The following is a 16,844-nucleotide window of genomic DNA, read 5'->3' as shown; positions in this document are numbered from 1 at the left end:
AATAAATATTCGTGACAGCAACTCAATACGTTCAGGCGCTTGGCATGCAGCCTCACCCGGAGGGAGGGTACTTTGCAGAAACATATCGTTCCGCCGAAGTTATCCCGAAAGACGCATTGCCCGGCCGATTCACGGGTAGCCGCTCGTTCGGGACGGCGATTTACTTTCTGCTGGAAAGCCATCACGTATCCACGCTGCACCGCATACAGGCCGATGAGATCTGGCATTTTTACGCCGGGAGCCCGCTTCACGTCTACGTTATTGACCCAGAAGGGGAGTTGTTGGTAATCAAGCTTGGTATCGATTTAGTTAAGGGCGAAGTATTTCAGGCCGTTGTTCCGGCGGGTTGCTGGTTCGGTGCCAAACCGGCCGAATCCGGAACCGCGCAAAGTGCTGCGTTCTCACTGGTTGGCTGTACAGTTGCGCCTGGTTTCGACTTCGCTGATTTTGAGATGGCTGATCGTAGTGAACTGCTTACCATGTAACGCAAAAGGCAACCAATGTCGGTTGCCTTTTGCGTTCATGTATTTAGCTGCGCTCGTCTATTTAAAGTTTACGCTGCCAAACGACGATACAACCCGGATCTTAGGGCCATTACCCGAGCCGATTTTTCCGGAATATTGTTTCTTCGTGCGCGGTCCATAACGCTCTCCTTCGCGATCGGGCTGCGACGTGAACCGAATGGCGTTTGTATTTGGGTAATTAAAGCCGCCATAGCTAACTGTTACGTTGAAATCGCAGTCGGATGTTTCAGCAACTGGTAACGCTACCGACGAGTAAGAAGCAACAATATCGATCGCGTCAGTGGTTTTAGTAAACTGTTCGATGCGGAAGCCACCCGAGAAATCGAGATTTACCCGTGCCGATTCACGGAGCGTTCCGATTTTAGCACCGGAATAATTGATGTCCGCGTTCAGCTTCCCGACATCGCCGATGTTCATCTTGCCGAACTTATTGCTTAAGATCAGCACGTTGGCTTTCGTTAAGTCGAGTGTAGCGTAGGCAATATCCAGCTTCCCCTGGTCAAGATTCCGGATGGAAGCTTTGCCGTAGGCGACATCAATATCATTCTGACGGTTCGTGAGGTCATCGGCATTGAAGTTACCGTACCGATTGTACACAGTCAGCGGAGCGTGAAATGCCGGGATGCTGGTATTACCAAATTTGTTACGTACCGACAGCGCATTCTGCTTGGGCATCATGATGTCGTAGTTTATCTTGACGAAGTTGCGTTCCCCATCATTCTTCCAATTATTTACACTCCAGTTGGTTACTGAATTCTGGCTGAAATGGGTGCGGAGAATGATTTGATTGTTTACTCGTTTTTCTTCAATGGATACAGCATCAAGATACCGCTGCACACGTTCGTCTGAATCAGAATTGGCCGTGATCGTAATCTGAACCCGTATCTCATTCTTATCCCACAGGCCTACCGAAACCTGGCCAAACTGATTATCAACCGACAGATTATCATTTGCGTCTACGTCGAACATCTTGATAATCGTTTTCTTTCGCTCAAGCATACCGACTTCCGTCGGTTCCCCGGCCCACGCAAGCATAGGCAGTAGGCACAAAACTAGACTACACAGGATTTTCATTGGTTTGTCGTTTAATGCGCTGAATAACGCGCAACTGTTCATTGAGCAGGTCAATCTGAATCTGTAGATTCTGAATCATCGCCTGAATCAGCATTTCCTGATTCGGGTTCTTGGGTAAGTCCGCTTTTAGCGATTGATACGATCGCTCCAGCCGGTTCAGGTCCGTCGCGAATTCCTTGTATAAAAGCGGGTTGTCTTCGGTCATCTGCTTCAACTCGGCCCGTTTCGTATCAATCAGGCGGGTATATTGCACCACTTCTTTTGCATAGATCGGGCTGGCGGCCACAACGTTCGGTTGTTGAGTTACCCCGTACTGATAATTCATGTAAAAGAAGCTGCCTGCCAGCAGCAAGACGGCTACAGAAGCGGCCCCCCGCCAGTCGAGACTCGGCCAGCCAATCTGGCGTCGGCCCGATTGTTGCTGATTTCGGTGAACTTGCTGAAACGGCGATGCCTTGTCCTGCCCCGATGAACCGGGTTGCTGCTTCGTAAGCTCGGCCTCTATGTGTAGCCACAAGTTGCCCGGCGGCTCTTTGTCATCAAAAGCTTCGCGGTTGTCGCGGACGAAGCGTTCTAAATTATCTTTCTTCATTGGTCTTGTTGTTTATTTCAGTAACTCCAGCAATCGTTTCTTTCCCCTCAGATACTGCGTTCGTGATGTTGTTTCGCTTATATTCAGAACATTACCAATTTCCTCATGATCATACCCTTCAAACAAGTATAACGACAAAACAACCCGGTATCCCTCTGGTAAGTGTTGCATTGCCTGTTTGACGCGCTCGACCTCCAGCTGAACGCCGTCTTCGTCGTAGGGCTCAGGATCGGCGTAGTCCGGCCCGTCGTCTTCGCCAAAGCGGTGGGCATCAATGTCGACTAATTCTAACCGACGGCTTCGAAGATGATTGATGGATCGGTTAACCACAATCTGCTTTAACCAGGCTCCAAACGTGCTTTGTCCACGGAAAGAGTTGATGTGGTTAAACGCGTCCATAAACGCTTCCTGCAATACGTCTTCAGCCTCAGCCTCGTGGTTCAGAATGCGCAGACATACATTGTACATCGCCTTCACGTACTGTTGATACAGCTCATACTGCGCCCGTCGCTCACCCTGTTGGCAGCGTTTGACCAGTTCAGCATGGCGATCCGGATACGGCGGTCCGACGGTTCGATTCGGTTCCAACAGGTTCAGCGGTCCAGGTGATTTAGGTTGCAATCAGGGAAAAGACAGGGGTAAACTAAAAAGGTTGCACTGATAAGTAAAAAAATCTAAACTAGTAACATCAAGCATGTATCGGTCTTACAAAGAAATTCGTTCTCAGTGGTTTACCGCTTCTATTCAAGTGTAAGATATTAATTTTTTATCATATATAAAACTTGGCAGGAGGAAACGTTTTTTGCTCATGACGATGGTACGAATTTGCCATTAGAGCACCAACGGATAATCAGTAGACTCACCGTTGAACTAGGCGTTTTATTTTATCACAAACATGCCATTACGTTAGAGCTATTATCCGAAACTCCTTTAAATGAAGGGCCTGGTCACGCGGTTCCGGATCTATTGCTCTATGACAACGTAGCGATCTAAGAAAGACAATTCGGCTCATTGAAGATGACAACTACGGTATTCTGGAAGGCTTTGTCTATAATTATAAAACACGGGAATGGCTGCGCTATTGGAAAGGCCATGGCGGAGTCGCTACTACATCGTCTTTTTCGGAAGTAATGGGCATTGAACTGGGGGTATTTTTATAAATAAAGCGTGCCTGGCCAGCGTTGGTTTATCCTCGGCATTCAGCCTAGCCTAACCAAATTTTTTCGTAGTTTTGGTTGTTATAGAGGGATAGAAGCAACGTTGATGATTGATTATTTATCGAGTTTGAATGACCCACAGCGGGAGGCCGTTATGCACGGCGACGGACCGCTGATGATTATAGCAGGTGCGGGTTCCGGCAAAACGCGCGTCTTAACGTATCGCATCGCCTACCTGATTGAAAACGGCGTCGATCCGTTCCGTATTCTTTCGCTTACGTTTACCAACAAAGCCGCTGGTGAAATGCGTCACCGGATCGAGAAGGTTGTCGGCACCGAAGCCCGCAACATCTGGATGGGTACATTTCACTCGGTATTCGCCAAAATCCTGCGCATTGAAGCCAAGGCGATCGGCTATACCAGCAACTTTTCTATCTACGACACCGACGACTCGAAGTCGCTACTCCGGAGCATCATCAAAGAGATGGGCCTGGACGATAAAGTGTATCGGGCCAACAACGTTTTCGGGCGCATTTCCGGAGCGAAAAACCGGCTCATCGGTCCGGACGATTACATCAATAACTCCGTGATTCAGGCCGATGACGAAGCGGCCCGAATGCCGCATATCGGCCGGATTTACAAGCAGTATGCCACGCGTTGCTTTGCCGCCAATGCCATGGATTTCGATGATCTGCTGTTCAATACCAACGTATTGTTCCGCGACCATCTGGACATTCTGCATAAGTACCAGCACAAGTTCCAGCACGTAATGGTCGATGAGTTTCAGGATACCAACGTATCGCAGTACCTGATTACCCGGAAGCTGGCGGCCGTTCACCAGAATATCTGTGTGGTGGGCGATGATGCGCAAAGTATCTATGCGTTCCGTGGGGCTAACATCGAAAACATCCTGAACTTTCAGCGTGACTACGGTAAAGAGAACGTCAAAATTGTTAAGCTGGAACAGAACTACCGCTCCACAAAGACAATCGTACAGGCGGCTAACTCGATCATTGCCCGCAACAAGAATCAACTCGAAAAGAGCGTCTTTACCGATAATGAAGATGGTCCGCTGATTGATGTCATCAAGGCCTCTTCGGATAACGAAGAAGGGCGCCTGGTCGCATCGGCTATTTTCGAAACCAAGATGAACGAGTCGCTGACCAACAATGACTTTGCCATCTTGTACCGCACCAACGCTCAGTCGCGGGCCTTTGAAGAAGCGCTACGTAAGATGAGCATCAAATACCGCATCATCGGCGGGCTGTCCTTCTATCAGCGGAAAGAGATTAAGGACTTAATTGCTTACCTGCGTTTCACGGTAAATCAACAGGACGAAGAAGCGTTCAAACGGATCATTAACCTCCCTAAACGCGGGATCGGTGACACTACCGTTGCCAAAATCAGCGTCATTGCCGCCGAGAAAGAAGATTCAATCTGGGAGATTGTATCGGAGATCACCAGGCACGTAGCGGGCCGATCGGCCATTGCCATTGAAGGGTTCGCTGATCTGATCAAGAGCTTCAAGCTGCTGCTCGACCAGAAAGATGCCTTTGAAGTGGCTTCCCACATCGCTAAAGCATCGGGTCTGCTGAAAGAGCTGTACGACGATAAAACGGTTGAAGGCCTGGCCCGCTACGAGAACGTTCAGGAATTGCTGAACGCGATCAAAGAGTTTGTCGATAATCCGGACAATGACGACAAGAGCTTAGGCGCGTTCCTGCAATCTGTTTCGCTGTTAACCACCGCCGATGAGAAAGAGGACGATGGCGATAACGACAAAGTGACGTTGATGACCATCCACGCAGCGAAGGGTCTGGAGTTTAAGAATGTTCACATCGTTGGGCTGGAGGAAGATTTGTTCCCGAGCCAGATGATGCTGGAAAGCCGGAATGACCTGGAAGAGGAACGGCGGTTGTTTTACGTTGCCATTACCCGCGCCGAGAAACGCCTGACGGTATCTTATGCCGAAACGCGCTATCATTACGGCCGTCTGAAAATGTGCGAGCCAAGCCGGTTCCTGATGGAGATCGATCAGCGCTACATGAAAATGTCGAAGCTGCGTTCGGCCCCGAGCCGACTCGACTTCGATCGACCCGAGCGGGACCGTAGCGAAAGTACGTCGACCGGTTCAATGGCCTTCGTACGGTCGTTAGCGCAAAAAACGGCGCAGCGCCAGGCTCCCCAACCAACCGTAACGCATACGCCGTCTGCTGATTTCGCGCCGACCAGTACGGCCGATCTGGCAGCCGGGCAGCGCGTTGAGCACGCTAAGTTTGGATTCGGTACAGTCAAAAGCGTGGATGTGAACGGTACCGAACGTAAAGCGACGATTCAGTTTGAAAAAGCCGGGGAGAAAGTGTTGTTGCTAAGTTTTGCCAAATTGCGGGTAATTCTGTAAGACCGGGATTCAAGTTCGGGTGCTCTGGTAGTATACAAAACTTGTTCCATCGGTCGTTCTCATTCACATAGTATCCCCACTATTACTTTTTCCGCAATATCATGACTGCTAACGGTACCCTTACCGCCAGCTTATTTTTTGCACTTGTATCGCTGTATACGTTTGGCCAGGCCCCAAAAGACTCAACCGTAGCGGCTGGTCCCAAGGTCGAAAACCTGGGCAATCAGGTTAATTCGGAGTATAACGAAATCAATCCGATGATTGCACCCGATGGCCGAACGTTGTACTTCGCCCGGATTAGTCATCCGAACAACACGCACGGGGCTAAGGGCAGTCAGGATATCTGGTTTTCTGAACTCGATGCGGCCAGCGGTAAGTGGGGACCGGCGCGTCGGATGGGTTTTCCGCTGAACAAAGACGAGTACAACTGCGCCTACAGCATCACACCGGACGGGAACACGATGCTCATAAAAGGCCAGTATACGAACGGAAATTACGAAACGCGCGGGTTTTCGATGAGCAAACGTACCGCAAATGGGTGGGCACCTCCGCAGAAGTTAAACATTCCTGGTTACGTGAATATGAGCAAAGGGCAGTTTGACTGCGGTTTCCTGTCGGCCGACGGCAAGGTGCTGCTCATGGCGTTCAGCGAAAAGAAAAACAGTAAGGAGGACGACATCTATGTCAGTTTCCGTCAGAAAGACGGGTCCTGGTCGAAGCCGATGGAACTGGGTCCTGAAGTAAATACCAAATTTACGGAAACAACGCCGTTTTTAGCACCCGATGGTGCCACACTTTACTTTTCAAGTGACCGCGAGGGTGGTTTGGGAAGCAATGACATTTACGTCAGCAAGCGCGTCGACAAGACCTGGAAGCATTGGTCGAAACCCGTTAATCTTGGCCCCGCAGTGAATACCGATGGTTACGATGCTTATTATACTTTGGCCGCGTCGGGTGATTATGCGTATCTGACTACGTTCAAGAATACGCTGGGCAAAGGCGATATTGTGCGGGTGAAGCTCACCGACGATCGGCCTACGAATCAGCCGGGAAAAGTTGGTGGTGGCAGCGACGTAGCAGCGGCTCCCAGTACCCGTCCTGATCCCGTGGCACTCGTTAGTGGTAAGGTAATCGACCAAACAACGGGTAAACCCATAGAAGCCCGGATAATTTACCAGACTCTGCCCGATGGGGCCGAAGCAGGTGAGGCTACGTCTGATCCCGTAACGGGCGAGTACAAGATTGTTTTGCCGTATGGCCAGAAATACACCATGCGCGCCATCGCCAAGGATTTTATTGCCGAAGGGGATAACGTCGACTTGACGCAGACAAAAGGATTCCAGGAGATTAAAGGCAAGGAGTTAAAGCTGGTACCGATTAAAGAAGGTGTAACCGTACGGCTGAACAACATCTTTTTCGATACGGGTAAATCGGAGCTTCGGCCCGAGTCAGGACCCGAGCTTGATCGGCTGGTAACCACGCTGAACGAGGCCCCCAAAATGGTGATTGAAGTACGCGGTCATACGGATAATACCGGCTCAAACGAAATTAACGCAAAGTTGTCGCAGGATCGGGCTGACGCCGTTCGGGAGTATTTTATCAGCAAAGGCATTGAACCCGATCGCATTGCCAGCAAAGGGTTCGGCGAAACAAAGCCAATTTCTACCAATGATACGGAAGAAGGCCGTCAGAAGAACCGGCGCGTGGAGTTCGTTATTGTCAAAAAATAGGCCGTACAAATCAACAAAGCCTGGAATTAAGTCGATTACTGACGTAATTCCAGGCTTTGTTGTGGGCGAAGAGCGGTTCAATCCAACCCTGGGCGTCTGAAAGCTCGGGCGTCCGGAAAGCTTCCTTCCATCTCCCGGCGTAACCGACTTAGCAGCGACAGCATATCGAGTACGTCGTCCGTTTTTTCGGGATAATGCTGAATCATGGTTTCCCAGGCCATCAGCGACCGGTCAATGCTGACCAGCACCAGTTTCGCTTTGCCCAAGTGATAATTTTGCAGCAGAGCGTTATTGCTGGGTTCAGCCAGCGCACGTAATGCAGATTGTGTTTTGACCGGAATTAAAGTTCGGTACCAGCGCAGCATCTCCCAGGCATCTTTGAGGGCATGCAGCGTCGGCATCGCTTCTTCCTGCGTCCGTAGGCCAAGCTCAACGTCGTGAAGCTGCCGCTGACCCGCCTGCTCCAATAGGTTATTTTCTTCTTTAGCCCATAAACCGCTCAACCGCATATATTCATTGGCTAATAAAACAGCGGTATGGTGACGGATCGACTGCCCTACGGAGTCAGTACGTTCGACGGCTTTTTCTTCCAAAGCCTGCACCTGCTGTTCAGTCGGAGCCTCTGGACTGTCCTGTGCTGACTTCTGCGTTAAGTTGTCGATGTACTGCTTGGTTAAGGCCAGTGCTTCGGTTAATTGCTGTACCAGATCGGGTCCGTTCTCCAACGGCTTTGTCAGACCCGTTTCCGACTGGATTTGAAAACTGCGGCAACGGCTGGTGAACAGACACCGCTCACACCAGGTGTCGCAGTAGTTGTAAATCCCAGCGATCAATTCAGAATTAGTGTTCATCAGTTCGTACAAACGGTAGTTACTTTATATTGTAAATATACTACGTAGCAGAATATTATATAACAGAATGGATCATCAAACTTAAAAATGCGTAGGCCGATTCTTTTCTTACTTAAATCCTGTTCTAAGCCGTTTGTCCGGCAGAATTGCCATTAAGGTAAAACCCAGGTCCCTTTTATAAACGGCCGCAATAAACCGTAGTAAACCGCCTACCTTTGACTGAAACTAAAATCCTCTATTGATGATACGTATTGCATTCGGGGTAGTTCTCACTCTGCTGGTTGTTTCTGCTTCGGCTCAAACCCAGTCTGCCGAAGCCATTAAGCTTGATTCACTCGCCAAGCTCTCGCAGCGGTTTATGAATACCAATCAACCCGACTCGCTGTATGCCCTGATGGGACCAGGCTTCAGGCAGCAAATTTCACTGGAGAAGACGAAGGAGGTTATGGCGCAGCTAACGAGCCAGCTCGGTAAATGGGTATCGCTCGAATCCAGAGGGATGGAAGGCGGAATTGCGCGCTATAAAGCTACGTTCGCGCTGGCAGCTCTCGATTTCTATGTCAGTCAGAATAAAGAAGGCAAAATTGAAACGTTCCTGTTCAAGCCGCTGGAATAGCTCTGCCTGCCGATGCTACGCTTGCTTATCGTCCTTAGCTGTCTAAGCTCATTTGCTGCCACAGCGCAGCAGTCGCCAATTAGTCAGTCACTGGATTCGACTGAGGTGCTGGTGCGAAACGCATATAACGCTAACCAGCCCGAAAAACTGTATGCAATGACCAATGGCTTGTTCCAACAGCAAGTTTCGGAAAGCAAGTTTCACGCATTCATCACGGGAGCTGTTGCTAGCCTGGGCAAATGGAAATTGTCGGAGAAGCCTGTACTAATCGGCAGCACGTTTCACTCCAAAGCCTTTTTCGAGAAGGCAACCATGGACTTTCTGCTGAATCTGGACCAGCAGAAGAAAATCGCCCTGTTTGCGCTTCAACCTTTGCGGGAAACCGCCATAATCCGGTCGGCGAAGGTAATAACGAACAATCCGCTCCGTACAGCCCTTGACCGGCAAGTTGATGCCGCCTTACGTGATTACACTACCAATACTCAGACTGTGGGGATCAGTGTAGGTATTCTACGTAACGACAGCTTGTTTACTTATGGCTATGGGGAAACGGTAAAAGGGACAGGACGTGTTCCAGGCAAAGCAACCATTTTTGAGATTGGATCAATTAGTAAGACCTTTACCGCGACCTTATTAGCCGATGCTGTTCGACGCGGCTTAGTGAAGTTAGATGATCCGGTCAGCAACTACTTACCCGACTCGATTCCAGTATTGACCTATAAAGGCGTTGCGGTGACGTTAAAAATGCTGGCTAATCATACGTCAGGTCTGCCGCGGATGGCCAGTAACTGGAATACCGGGACAGGGTTTACAATCCGGAACCCGTATGCTGTGTATACTGAACCACTCTTGTTCTCCTGTTTAATGAAACCCAAATTTCGGTATCGGCCCGGTACCAATTATGAATACTCGAACCTGGCGACTGGCCTGTTGGGTACTATTTTGGCGCGTCAGGCTGGTGAGTCGTATGAGCAGCTATTGAAGCGGGTAATTAGTGAACCGATTGGATTACAGCAGACAAAAATTACGCTGAACACAGGCGACAGCACGAATATGGCGATTGGCTATGATGAAAGTGGACTGATAACACCGAACTGGACATTTCAGGCGCTGGCTGGTGCAGGTGCCATTCGGTCCACGACGGCTGATTTGTTACGGTATCTTCAGGCTAATCTGGGCAAAGCTTCGTCCGCACTAGTTCATGATTTTGAGCTAACCCACCAGCAGACATTCAACGGTAAAAACCCAGTTGAGGCAATAGGCCTGGGCTGGCATATCATTAACCGAACCGGCTGGCTGTGGCACAACGGAGGAACCGGCGGCTTTCGAAGCTTTATAGGATTTAATCCCGCTAATAAGACGGGAGTAGTTATACTAACGAACTCCGTATCGGTGCCTTTAGACGGTTTAGATTGGAAATTAATTAAAGCCGCTTCACTTTGAACAAAACCGAACAGCTACGCATTACCTAGAAAACCATTCACCAGATACAGCATGTTACTCAACGCTGGCTGCGAACTTCAGTTCGAAGCGCACGGCCCCACTCCTTTAGTGCTTATGTTACGTCCCCGATCAGGGGCGGGGCAATGGATTGTTCGCGAAGAATACCAGATAACACCTTCGGTTAACGTAACGGAGTTCACCGACATCTACGGTAACCTGTGCCAGCGGCTGGTGGCTCCTCAGGGGCCGTTTTCCATTCATTTCGCGGCTACTGTCCAAACCGCCGATGTCATCGACGTAACGCTTGGCGCACCCTATACCCCCGTCGAAGAACTGCCCGACAGCGTATTGCACTATACACTACCGAGCCGATACTGTCAATCGGATCAACTAGGGAATTTAGCCACTCAGATTACCGAAGGTGCCGAGCCGGGCTATGACCAGGTTGAAGCGATCCGGAAATGGATTCACGATCATGTAACGTATCAATACGGGGCCAGCGATGTCAGTACCTCGGCGGTAGATACCGCTGCCAACCGTGTGGGGGTCTGTCGTGATTTCACGCACCTGGGCATGGCACTCTGCCGGGCCCTGAACATTCCGGCCCGTATGGTGGTCGGCTACTTGTACGAACTCGACCCGATGGACCTTCATGCCTGGTTTGAAGCTTTCGTAGACGATCGGTGGTATACCTTCGATGCTACCCAACAGGAACCACGGGGCAATCGAATCACAGTCGCCTACGGTCGTGATGCCGCTGACGTAGCATTTACCACGCAATTCGGATCAATGACCCTCAACGACATGCGGGTCTGGGTACGTAAAGCTGAAACAGAGACCGAAGAAGAGTCAATAGGTAATTCCTCGGCTGAACATGTTGGAAAAAAAACACCTGAGACGGCAACGCTTGCGGGCTCAGATGGATCTATTCAGTAACTATATCCGCCCATGAAAACACAGGTACCTGTCTTCGCCTTAGCTGCTTGCCTGATGTCCTGTCAGCAGGATCACGATATTCAACCAAACGCGTCGTTAGTCGACCATGTGGCCGGTACTTATAAAACGAATGTATTTCTGGATCCATCGCGGGTGGCTGTGCCTGCCGGGCAGTTACCGTACGTTGAGTTGACCCCTGAATCAGACAGTACCGTAACGCTGGTTTATACCAGGTCGGCCTCCGCCAATGACCGTACGAAGATCCCGCAGATTGGCTTAAGCCGTCAGGCCGACGCTATTCTACTGAAGACGGCGGACGCAAGCATTGGTACATTACAGACCGAGCGGATTTTCACAAACAGCGGGATGGAAAAGCAGGGCCAACTGCTTCGGTTATCGATCGTTCAGGAACCCGATACCTTGTTCTATTTTACCGGAGTGAAACAGTAACAGACCAGCGATTACACAAACCGAAAATACATAAAAAAGCGCGGCACCGTTGGGTGCCGCGCTTTTGGTATCTGGAGGGGCAGTTAACTACCGGACTGCAAACTCACCGGCTCCGATCCGGAAACCTTCGGCGTACAGTTCTACGGTGTATTTGCCCGGCTTATACGGAATGCCTCGTGTATAAAGCAGTTCGACGTTCTGGCCGTTATTGGTGTAATTAATGGTCTGTTTGGTGGTATAGATCGTCTCGTTACCATCAACCGTAAATGTTCCAGAGCCATTGGCCATATCTGACACGACCGCACCGGTTGGGTCAAGCACTCGAACATATACGTCTTTCGGTTCCTCTTTGGTCAGCGGATTGTCGAGCAGCGTATAAACCAGTTTGATTTTGTCTAAACGTTTTGCTTTATAGGCGTCATCCTCTTTCACTTTACCTTTCGCGTTAACCGCAAACACCTTTACGTTTTGGGCTTTCAGGGCGGCTGCGCGGGTCACCTTGGTGCTCAACTCCTGGTTTTGAGCGATTACGGTTGTGACCGAATCGGTAAGCTTCTGACGCTCAGTCTTCAGCCCCGTGTTTTCTTCATCGAGAACTTTAACGTTCGTCGCCAGCGTAACATTTTCGCGCTGTAGGTTGGAAATCAGCGAATCTTTTTCGACCAGGAACGCTTCATACTGCTTGATTTTGCCTTCGTATTTGGCAAGCGAAACGGCCGAAATGCGGTTTCCACGACGTAATGCCGCTTTATCCTGTTCCAGTTGAGCCCGTACTTTTTCAAGTTCGGTAATATCACCACCCAGTTTTTGTACTTCAGCAATCTTCGCATCAAGAGCCGAGGAAATCGAATCCAGTTTGACGCGGGTTGTCGATAATTCTTCAACGCGTTCCGAAATCGTTACCTCCTGGTTCTCCGATACTTTCTTCTGGTCGAAATACAAATAGCTTGACACCCCAGCCAGACCTGTCATAATAATCAGGGCTGCTAACAGGGCACCATTCGTTCTGGGTTTTTGGGGATTGTTCTCCATAGCAATCTTCAGTTTAACAGTTGAACATGCACATTCATAAAAAGGCCGCACTTGCGGTTGTGTAGAGGTTGCTGCATTTTCCGTGTAGTAGTGGCTAAGAAAAGTAAAGTTTTGCTACAGAATGGTCCGTTTACGGATGAAACATAAAGACGAAACGCTGACTTATACCAGGGTATTGTTGTCAACAACTGATTGCCTTGAAAAAAAGTTTTCCGCCAATGGTCTGAACTCCTGCAAGATAGCGATTGCGTAATCGGTTCAGGTACCACTTAATAGATAAAAGCGAGGACGGTAATTACGCAATTTAAGGCCGTAAATACGATTTTGGTCAATTTCGGATGAAAGCCTGATGTACAGTATTTTGTCAATAAAAAATTAGATAAATAATGCCTGAATTACCTGAAGTTGAAATTCGGCGACAGTATCTGGAAACGTCGTCGCTCTATCAGCCGATCACTCATATTGAGGTGGAAGATAAAAAACTGCTGACCACCGATTATTCAACACTGGTTGCCAGGCTAACGGGGCGGTCGTTTATCCAAACCCGGCGGGTAGGCAAGAATTTGTTTGTGCAAACCGATGATCCCAACGTAACGGTGCACATGCATTTCGGCATGACCGGCGACCTTGATTATTATCACGCTTCCCTCGACCGGCCCCGCTTTGCACGGATTGTGTTTGAATTCGGCAGTGGGTTTAACCTGGGTTTTCTGTGTCCGCGTAAGTTCGAACGGGTAGGGCTGGTCGATGACATTGATACGTTCCTTCAGCGTAAGAAGATTGGTAAAGACGCCCTGGATATTTCCCTTGTTGAATTATCGGAACGTATTCGGCGGAAAAAAGCCCTGATCAAACCCGTTTTGCTCGATCAGAGTGTGGTGGCAGGCTTAGGAAACTGGATTGTTGACGAAGTGCTGTTTCAGGCATTTATCCATCCCGAGCAACGGGCAGATACTTTAACGGACAGTCAATTGGTGCTACTGCATGAAGCTATCCGGCTGGTTTTGGAAACAGCCATCCGCTACGAAGCAACGTACCGTGACTTTCCGAACAGCTTTCTGATCCACGTCCGTGAGTGGGACGATTCGCCGTACGACGATGTCGAAGCCCATAAATTTTGTCCGCGCTGTGCCACCCGAATTGAACGGACTGTTGTTGGCGGACGCACTACGTTCTTTTGTCCAAAAGAGCAGGTGAATCTATAAATCTTTAATATTTCCAAAGCCAATTACGTCGCGGTAGATGGGGTTGTCGCGCAGCTCGGTGGCGCGCATCAGCTTGTCGGTGCCGAACTTAGCCTTTATATCGTAAAGCGTTTGCCGGAACTTGTCTTTACGTAATGAGTTCTCAAATAAGCTAAGCGGCACTACCTCAGCGGGAATGAATCTGAAAACGGCAACGCACATACTCCGTAAGTGCCCGTTCAGAACCGGTTCGCACTGGTGTGTTTCCTGAAATTTGTCGAGCCGCTGACGGATGATCTGGTAGAGTTCGGGGCCGTCTTGTTTGGGTTCTGGGAAGCGTACTTCATAATTATATGTTTTACCCGTATGGTATCGGCAGGAGAACGATAGGTCCTGGCAAAACACCTCTTTTTGCACCATACGCCGTTCGAGAGTCAGGCAAAGTGACTGAAGCAATTCGTCTAATCGTTCAGGAGTGTTCCGTTGTTCAGCAGAGATTGTACGCATGGCCGACATGCTTTTATATTCGTCATTCGCCCCAAGGTCAACTTCTCCGCCAAAGTTTAAGCGCAAGTGCCAGTGCCAGCCGATAATACTCTTGCAAACGGCTCGTAAGTGCTCGGGAGACGCATACCGCAAATCCAGTGGCGTGTAGATACCACCCGCTTCAAGCCGGGCCAGCATTCGATGGCCGATGCCGGGTAAGTCGGTAAGCCGTAGTGGACGTAATACGTCGTCAATTGTCTCCGGCGTTATCATTGTCAACCCATCCGGCTTCTGAATATCGGATGCTACTTTCGCTAAAAACACGTTTGGGGCAATCCCGATCGAGCAGCGTAGCCAATCCCCAACTTTGTTACGTATGGCAGCTTTTATGGCCAGCGCAACCTGCCGCATATCGGGGTAAGCCTGCTGGTAGTTGGTCAAATCAATGACGGCTTCATCGATGCTTTTTGGAACAACATCATCGGCAAATGTGCGAAGTTCGGTAATGATTTTGACGTGATAATCCCGGTATCGGGATGGGTGCGTTTCAACGGGGATAAGTTCAGGGCATACACTCATCGCTTCGTCCAGACGCATGCCCGTTTTAACGCCCCGTCGCTTGGCTTCTACCGAAGGTGAGATAACGCAACCTTGCCGACCTGTATACACACAAACGCCGATGGGACGGCCGCGCAGCCAGTAATTATCCTGTTGTTCGCAGGAAGCAAAAAAGCTATTCATGTCAACAAACAGGATGGTTGACTGGGTGTAGTTTCCAAGTCGATTTCGGTTCATTGTATTATTAGATAAAAAGCCGTTGATATTCGCACGAATGATCAGCAATTATCGTAGTTTTGGGCTAATACAAGTGCAATATATTTTACTTATATTATATTTACTACATATCCATACTCACTCCATGGAGAAATGTTCAGAAAAAATTAATGAAGCCATGAGCATACAAGATCGACTGAAGCATATATTCGACGCATTAGGCATAACGATTTATCAGATAGCCAAAGAGTTAGGCGAGAACCCGTCGAAGTTTTACAATATTCTGAATGGTCGCGCCAAGCCGTCGTACGATACGATTATGAGCTTACTGGCCTGTTATCCTCAGATCAGCGCTGATTACCTGATTCGGGGTATTCTGCCCATCTTGAACTCACCGGAAGCAAACGCTACGTTAATGACTTCCGATGAGGACACGCTGGAAATTCCGTTCGTGCCGGTACGTTTCTACGCCAGCTTCGTGGAGAGTTACGCCGATGGCATTAATAATGCTGACATGGAGATGTTCCGAATCAGGAAGCCCGTGATGAAAGGGCATAAGCGGGCGGTTGTCCTGGAGATTTCCGGAAACAGCATGAGCCCGCAGCTAGCGCACGGCGCAAAAGTGCTGGCTGTACCGGTCAGCGAAAGCGACTGGGAATATCAGTCGGGCGGGGTGTACGCGGTTATGTATCGGGACTACTTCGTAGTGAAACGTATCCGCGACAACGAGCTCTTAACCCGCAAATACCTGACGCTTCACTCCGATAATCCGAACGGTGGCAACGTAACGGTACCGCTTCAGGACATCCGGGGCCTCTGGAAAATAGTAACCATCGTAGAAGCTCCTGTGGAGTAAGGCCTCGTCTATAATATAGCCCCGCCAGTGCGCACTGGCGGGGCTATATTATGTTAAACCATTGGCAGAATTACGCTTCCAGTCGTTCTTCGGTTTGTGGAGCTTCTTTCTGATTCGCCCACATTTCCTGAAACAGGACGCTACATTGCCGGAGACCGACAAAGCTACCATCGTTAACGATTCGCCCGTTGCGGAGAATGTAAATAGAATCGAACATCGGCAACTAGGGTATCTTTACGTTGAGCGGACTCAACAGCCCCAACCAACTAAAAAAAGAGGGTATAAGGCTGCTGCTATATCGGCCAGCACAAACAAAACGTAAACAAATACATATTGTCGTTTTCCGGTCGTGCATACCGCCAAGCCGTGTGGAGCGGGAGCAGATAAGGATTCTGCATGAAGTAAGTTATGATAAAGATTCCAGCCTGGAAGCAGAATGCAGAGTTGACAAAAACAAAAAGACAGGTTCGCTGCTCGCCTTGAATTTCTTAAAACTATATAGACCTGCTCTAATAGATAATCGCCTTCCGGTATTCAATACGTAGCAAAGCCACGCCTGGTTTTACAGTGGTTGATGAATCTTGTTCAGGACCCGCCAATATTGGACAAAAGATAGAAAGTAGCTGAACAAGTGTCCGGCCTATTTTTCGCATTTGTATTTGTTTTCTTATTGGCTTTCAGTAATTTTGCGACCTGATTTGAAAAGGTGCCGTTAGGCGAACTCATCGGCCCCTTCCT

At 49.3% G+C, this 16,844-nt stretch carries 16 protein-coding genes; 9 read left to right on the top strand and 7 right to left on the bottom strand.

What is annotated here, in order from left to right; genetic code table 11:
• Positions 1–11: 11 nt before the first annotated feature.
• Positions 12–485, top strand: a complete 474-nt coding sequence (locus ACYVBJ_RS01375; RefSeq protein ID WP_460980509.1) for a cupin domain-containing protein — start codon at positions 12–14, stop codon at positions 483–485.
• Between the two features lie 57 nt (positions 486–542).
• Here the strand turns inward: ACYVBJ_RS01375 and ACYVBJ_RS01370 are convergent, their stop codons facing one another.
• Genes ACYVBJ_RS01370 through ACYVBJ_RS01360 form a run of 3 tightly spaced genes read right to left on the bottom strand, consistent with a single transcriptional unit; the run spans position 543 to position 2,778 of the window.
• Positions 543–1,523, bottom strand: a complete 981-nt coding sequence (locus ACYVBJ_RS01370) for a hypothetical protein (RefSeq protein ID WP_460980508.1) — start codon at positions 1,521–1,523, stop codon at positions 543–545.
• Between the two features lie 58 nt (positions 1,524–1,581).
• The gene (locus tag ACYVBJ_RS01365) at positions 1,582–2,190 is read right to left on the bottom strand and encodes a hypothetical protein (protein ID WP_460980507.1); all 609 of its coding nucleotides are present in this window, start codon (positions 2,188–2,190) and stop codon (positions 1,582–1,584) included.
• A gap of 12 nt (positions 2,191–2,202) precedes the next feature.
• On the bottom strand, positions 2,203–2,778 hold the full coding sequence (locus tag ACYVBJ_RS01360; RefSeq protein ID WP_460980506.1) for an RNA polymerase sigma factor: 576 nt from the start codon (positions 2,776–2,778) through the stop codon (positions 2,203–2,205).
• 675 nt (positions 2,779–3,453) lie between these two features.
• Here ACYVBJ_RS01360 and ACYVBJ_RS01355 point away from each other — a divergent pair.
• Entirely contained in the window at positions 3,454–5,748 is a 2,295-nt protein-coding gene (locus ACYVBJ_RS01355; RefSeq protein ID WP_460980505.1) for an ATP-dependent helicase, read from the top strand.
• Between the two features lie 101 nt (positions 5,749–5,849).
• Positions 5,850–7,478, top strand: coding sequence for an OmpA family protein (locus tag ACYVBJ_RS01350; protein ID WP_460980504.1), 1,629 nt, complete (start codon positions 5,850–5,852; stop codon positions 7,476–7,478).
• Positions 7,479–7,555: 77 nt separating this feature from the next.
• On the opposite strand, the gene ACYVBJ_RS01345 is transcribed toward ACYVBJ_RS01350, so the two are convergent.
• Complete coding sequence (locus tag ACYVBJ_RS01345) at positions 7,556–8,329, bottom strand: hypothetical protein (RefSeq protein WP_460980503.1); 774 nt, start codon at positions 8,327–8,329, stop codon at positions 7,556–7,558.
• Between the two features lie 241 nt (positions 8,330–8,570).
• Between ACYVBJ_RS01345 and ACYVBJ_RS01340 the strand changes: the two genes are divergently transcribed.
• The 4 genes from ACYVBJ_RS01340 to ACYVBJ_RS01325 are packed head-to-tail and all read left to right on the top strand — an operon-like array spanning position 8,571 to position 11,774.
• A complete protein-coding gene (locus ACYVBJ_RS01340) occupies positions 8,571–8,945 on the top strand; it encodes a DUF3887 domain-containing protein (RefSeq protein ID WP_460980502.1) in 375 nt (124 codons plus the stop codon).
• A 12-nt stretch (positions 8,946–8,957) separates the two neighbouring features.
• The gene (locus tag ACYVBJ_RS01335) at positions 8,958–10,388 is read left to right on the top strand and encodes a serine hydrolase (RefSeq protein WP_460980501.1); all 1,431 of its coding nucleotides are present in this window, start codon (positions 8,958–8,960) and stop codon (positions 10,386–10,388) included.
• Positions 10,389–10,439: 51 nt separating this feature from the next.
• A complete protein-coding gene (locus tag ACYVBJ_RS01330) occupies positions 10,440–11,324 on the top strand; it encodes a transglutaminase domain-containing protein (RefSeq protein WP_460980500.1) in 885 nt (294 codons plus the stop codon).
• A 12-nt stretch (positions 11,325–11,336) separates the two neighbouring features.
• Complete coding sequence (locus ACYVBJ_RS01325; protein WP_460980499.1) at positions 11,337–11,774, top strand: hypothetical protein; 438 nt, start codon at positions 11,337–11,339, stop codon at positions 11,772–11,774.
• An 87-nt stretch (positions 11,775–11,861) separates the two neighbouring features.
• On the opposite strand, the gene ACYVBJ_RS01320 is transcribed toward ACYVBJ_RS01325, so the two are convergent.
• The gene (locus ACYVBJ_RS01320) at positions 11,862–12,806 is read right to left on the bottom strand and encodes a hypothetical protein (RefSeq protein WP_460976801.1); all 945 of its coding nucleotides are present in this window, start codon (positions 12,804–12,806) and stop codon (positions 11,862–11,864) included.
• A gap of 386 nt (positions 12,807–13,192) precedes the next feature.
• Here ACYVBJ_RS01320 and ACYVBJ_RS01315 point away from each other — a divergent pair, with 386 nt between their 5' ends.
• Positions 13,193–14,011 carry an Fpg/Nei family DNA glycosylase gene (locus ACYVBJ_RS01315; RefSeq protein ID WP_460980498.1) on the top strand — a complete coding sequence of 273 codons (819 nt, stop codon included), beginning with the start codon at positions 13,193–13,195 and terminating at the stop codon, positions 14,009–14,011.
• Here the strand turns inward: ACYVBJ_RS01315 and ACYVBJ_RS01310 are convergent.
• On the bottom strand, positions 14,006–15,271 hold the full coding sequence (locus tag ACYVBJ_RS01310; protein WP_460980497.1) for a DNA polymerase Y family protein: 1,266 nt from the start codon (positions 15,269–15,271) through the stop codon (positions 14,006–14,008). The genes ACYVBJ_RS01315 and ACYVBJ_RS01310 overlap by 6 nt on opposite strands.
• Before the next feature lie 157 nt (positions 15,272–15,428).
• Between ACYVBJ_RS01310 and ACYVBJ_RS01305 the strand changes: the two genes are divergently transcribed.
• On the top strand, positions 15,429–16,106 hold the full coding sequence (locus ACYVBJ_RS01305) for a LexA family transcriptional regulator (RefSeq protein ID WP_460980496.1): 678 nt from the start codon (positions 15,429–15,431) through the stop codon (positions 16,104–16,106).
• Between the two features lie 70 nt (positions 16,107–16,176).
• On the opposite strand, the gene ACYVBJ_RS01300 is transcribed toward ACYVBJ_RS01305, so the two are convergent.
• Complete coding sequence (locus ACYVBJ_RS01300; protein ID WP_460980495.1) at positions 16,177–16,323, bottom strand: hypothetical protein; 147 nt, start codon at positions 16,321–16,323, stop codon at positions 16,177–16,179.
• Between the last annotated feature and the right edge of the window lie 521 nt (positions 16,324–16,844).

It is taken from the genome of Spirosoma fluminis (assembly GCF_054778895.1).
The sequence above is the reverse complement of the archived record's forward strand: the minus strand, read 5'-3'. Positions and strand labels throughout refer to the sequence as shown.

Coding starts and splice junctions, on each gene's coding strand:
- ACYVBJ_RS01370 (WP_460980508.1), bottom strand. CDS start 1,523: ATGCTTGAGCGAAAGAAAACGATTATCAAGATGTTCGACGTAGACGCA.
- ACYVBJ_RS01365 (WP_460980507.1), bottom strand. CDS start 2,190: ATGAAGAAAGATAATTTAGAACGCTTCGTCCGCGACAACCGCGAAGCT.
- ACYVBJ_RS01355 (WP_460980505.1), top strand. CDS start 3,454: ATGATTGATTATTTATCGAGTTTGAATGACCCACAGCGGGAGGCCGTT.
- ACYVBJ_RS01350 (WP_460980504.1), top strand. CDS start 5,850: ATGACTGCTAACGGTACCCTTACCGCCAGCTTATTTTTTGCACTTGTA.
- ACYVBJ_RS01345 (WP_460980503.1), bottom strand. CDS start 8,329: ATGAACACTAATTCTGAATTGATCGCTGGGATTTACAACTACTGCGAC.
- ACYVBJ_RS01340 (WP_460980502.1), top strand. CDS start 8,571: ATGATACGTATTGCATTCGGGGTAGTTCTCACTCTGCTGGTTGTTTCT.
- ACYVBJ_RS01335 (WP_460980501.1), top strand. CDS start 8,958: ATGCTACGCTTGCTTATCGTCCTTAGCTGTCTAAGCTCATTTGCTGCC.
- ACYVBJ_RS01330 (WP_460980500.1), top strand. CDS start 10,440: ATGTTACTCAACGCTGGCTGCGAACTTCAGTTCGAAGCGCACGGCCCC.
- ACYVBJ_RS01325 (WP_460980499.1), top strand. CDS start 11,337: ATGAAAACACAGGTACCTGTCTTCGCCTTAGCTGCTTGCCTGATGTCC.
- ACYVBJ_RS01320 (WP_460976801.1), bottom strand. CDS start 12,806: ATGGAGAACAATCCCCAAAAACCCAGAACGAATGGTGCCCTGTTAGCA.
- ACYVBJ_RS01315 (WP_460980498.1), top strand. CDS start 13,193: ATGCCTGAATTACCTGAAGTTGAAATTCGGCGACAGTATCTGGAAACG.
- ACYVBJ_RS01310 (WP_460980497.1), bottom strand. CDS start 15,271: ATGAACCGAAATCGACTTGGAAACTACACCCAGTCAACCATCCTGTTT.
- ACYVBJ_RS01305 (WP_460980496.1), top strand. CDS start 15,429: ATGAGCATACAAGATCGACTGAAGCATATATTCGACGCATTAGGCATA.
- ACYVBJ_RS01300 (WP_460980495.1), bottom strand. CDS start 16,323: ATGTTCGATTCTATTTACATTCTCCGCAACGGGCGAATCGTTAACGAT.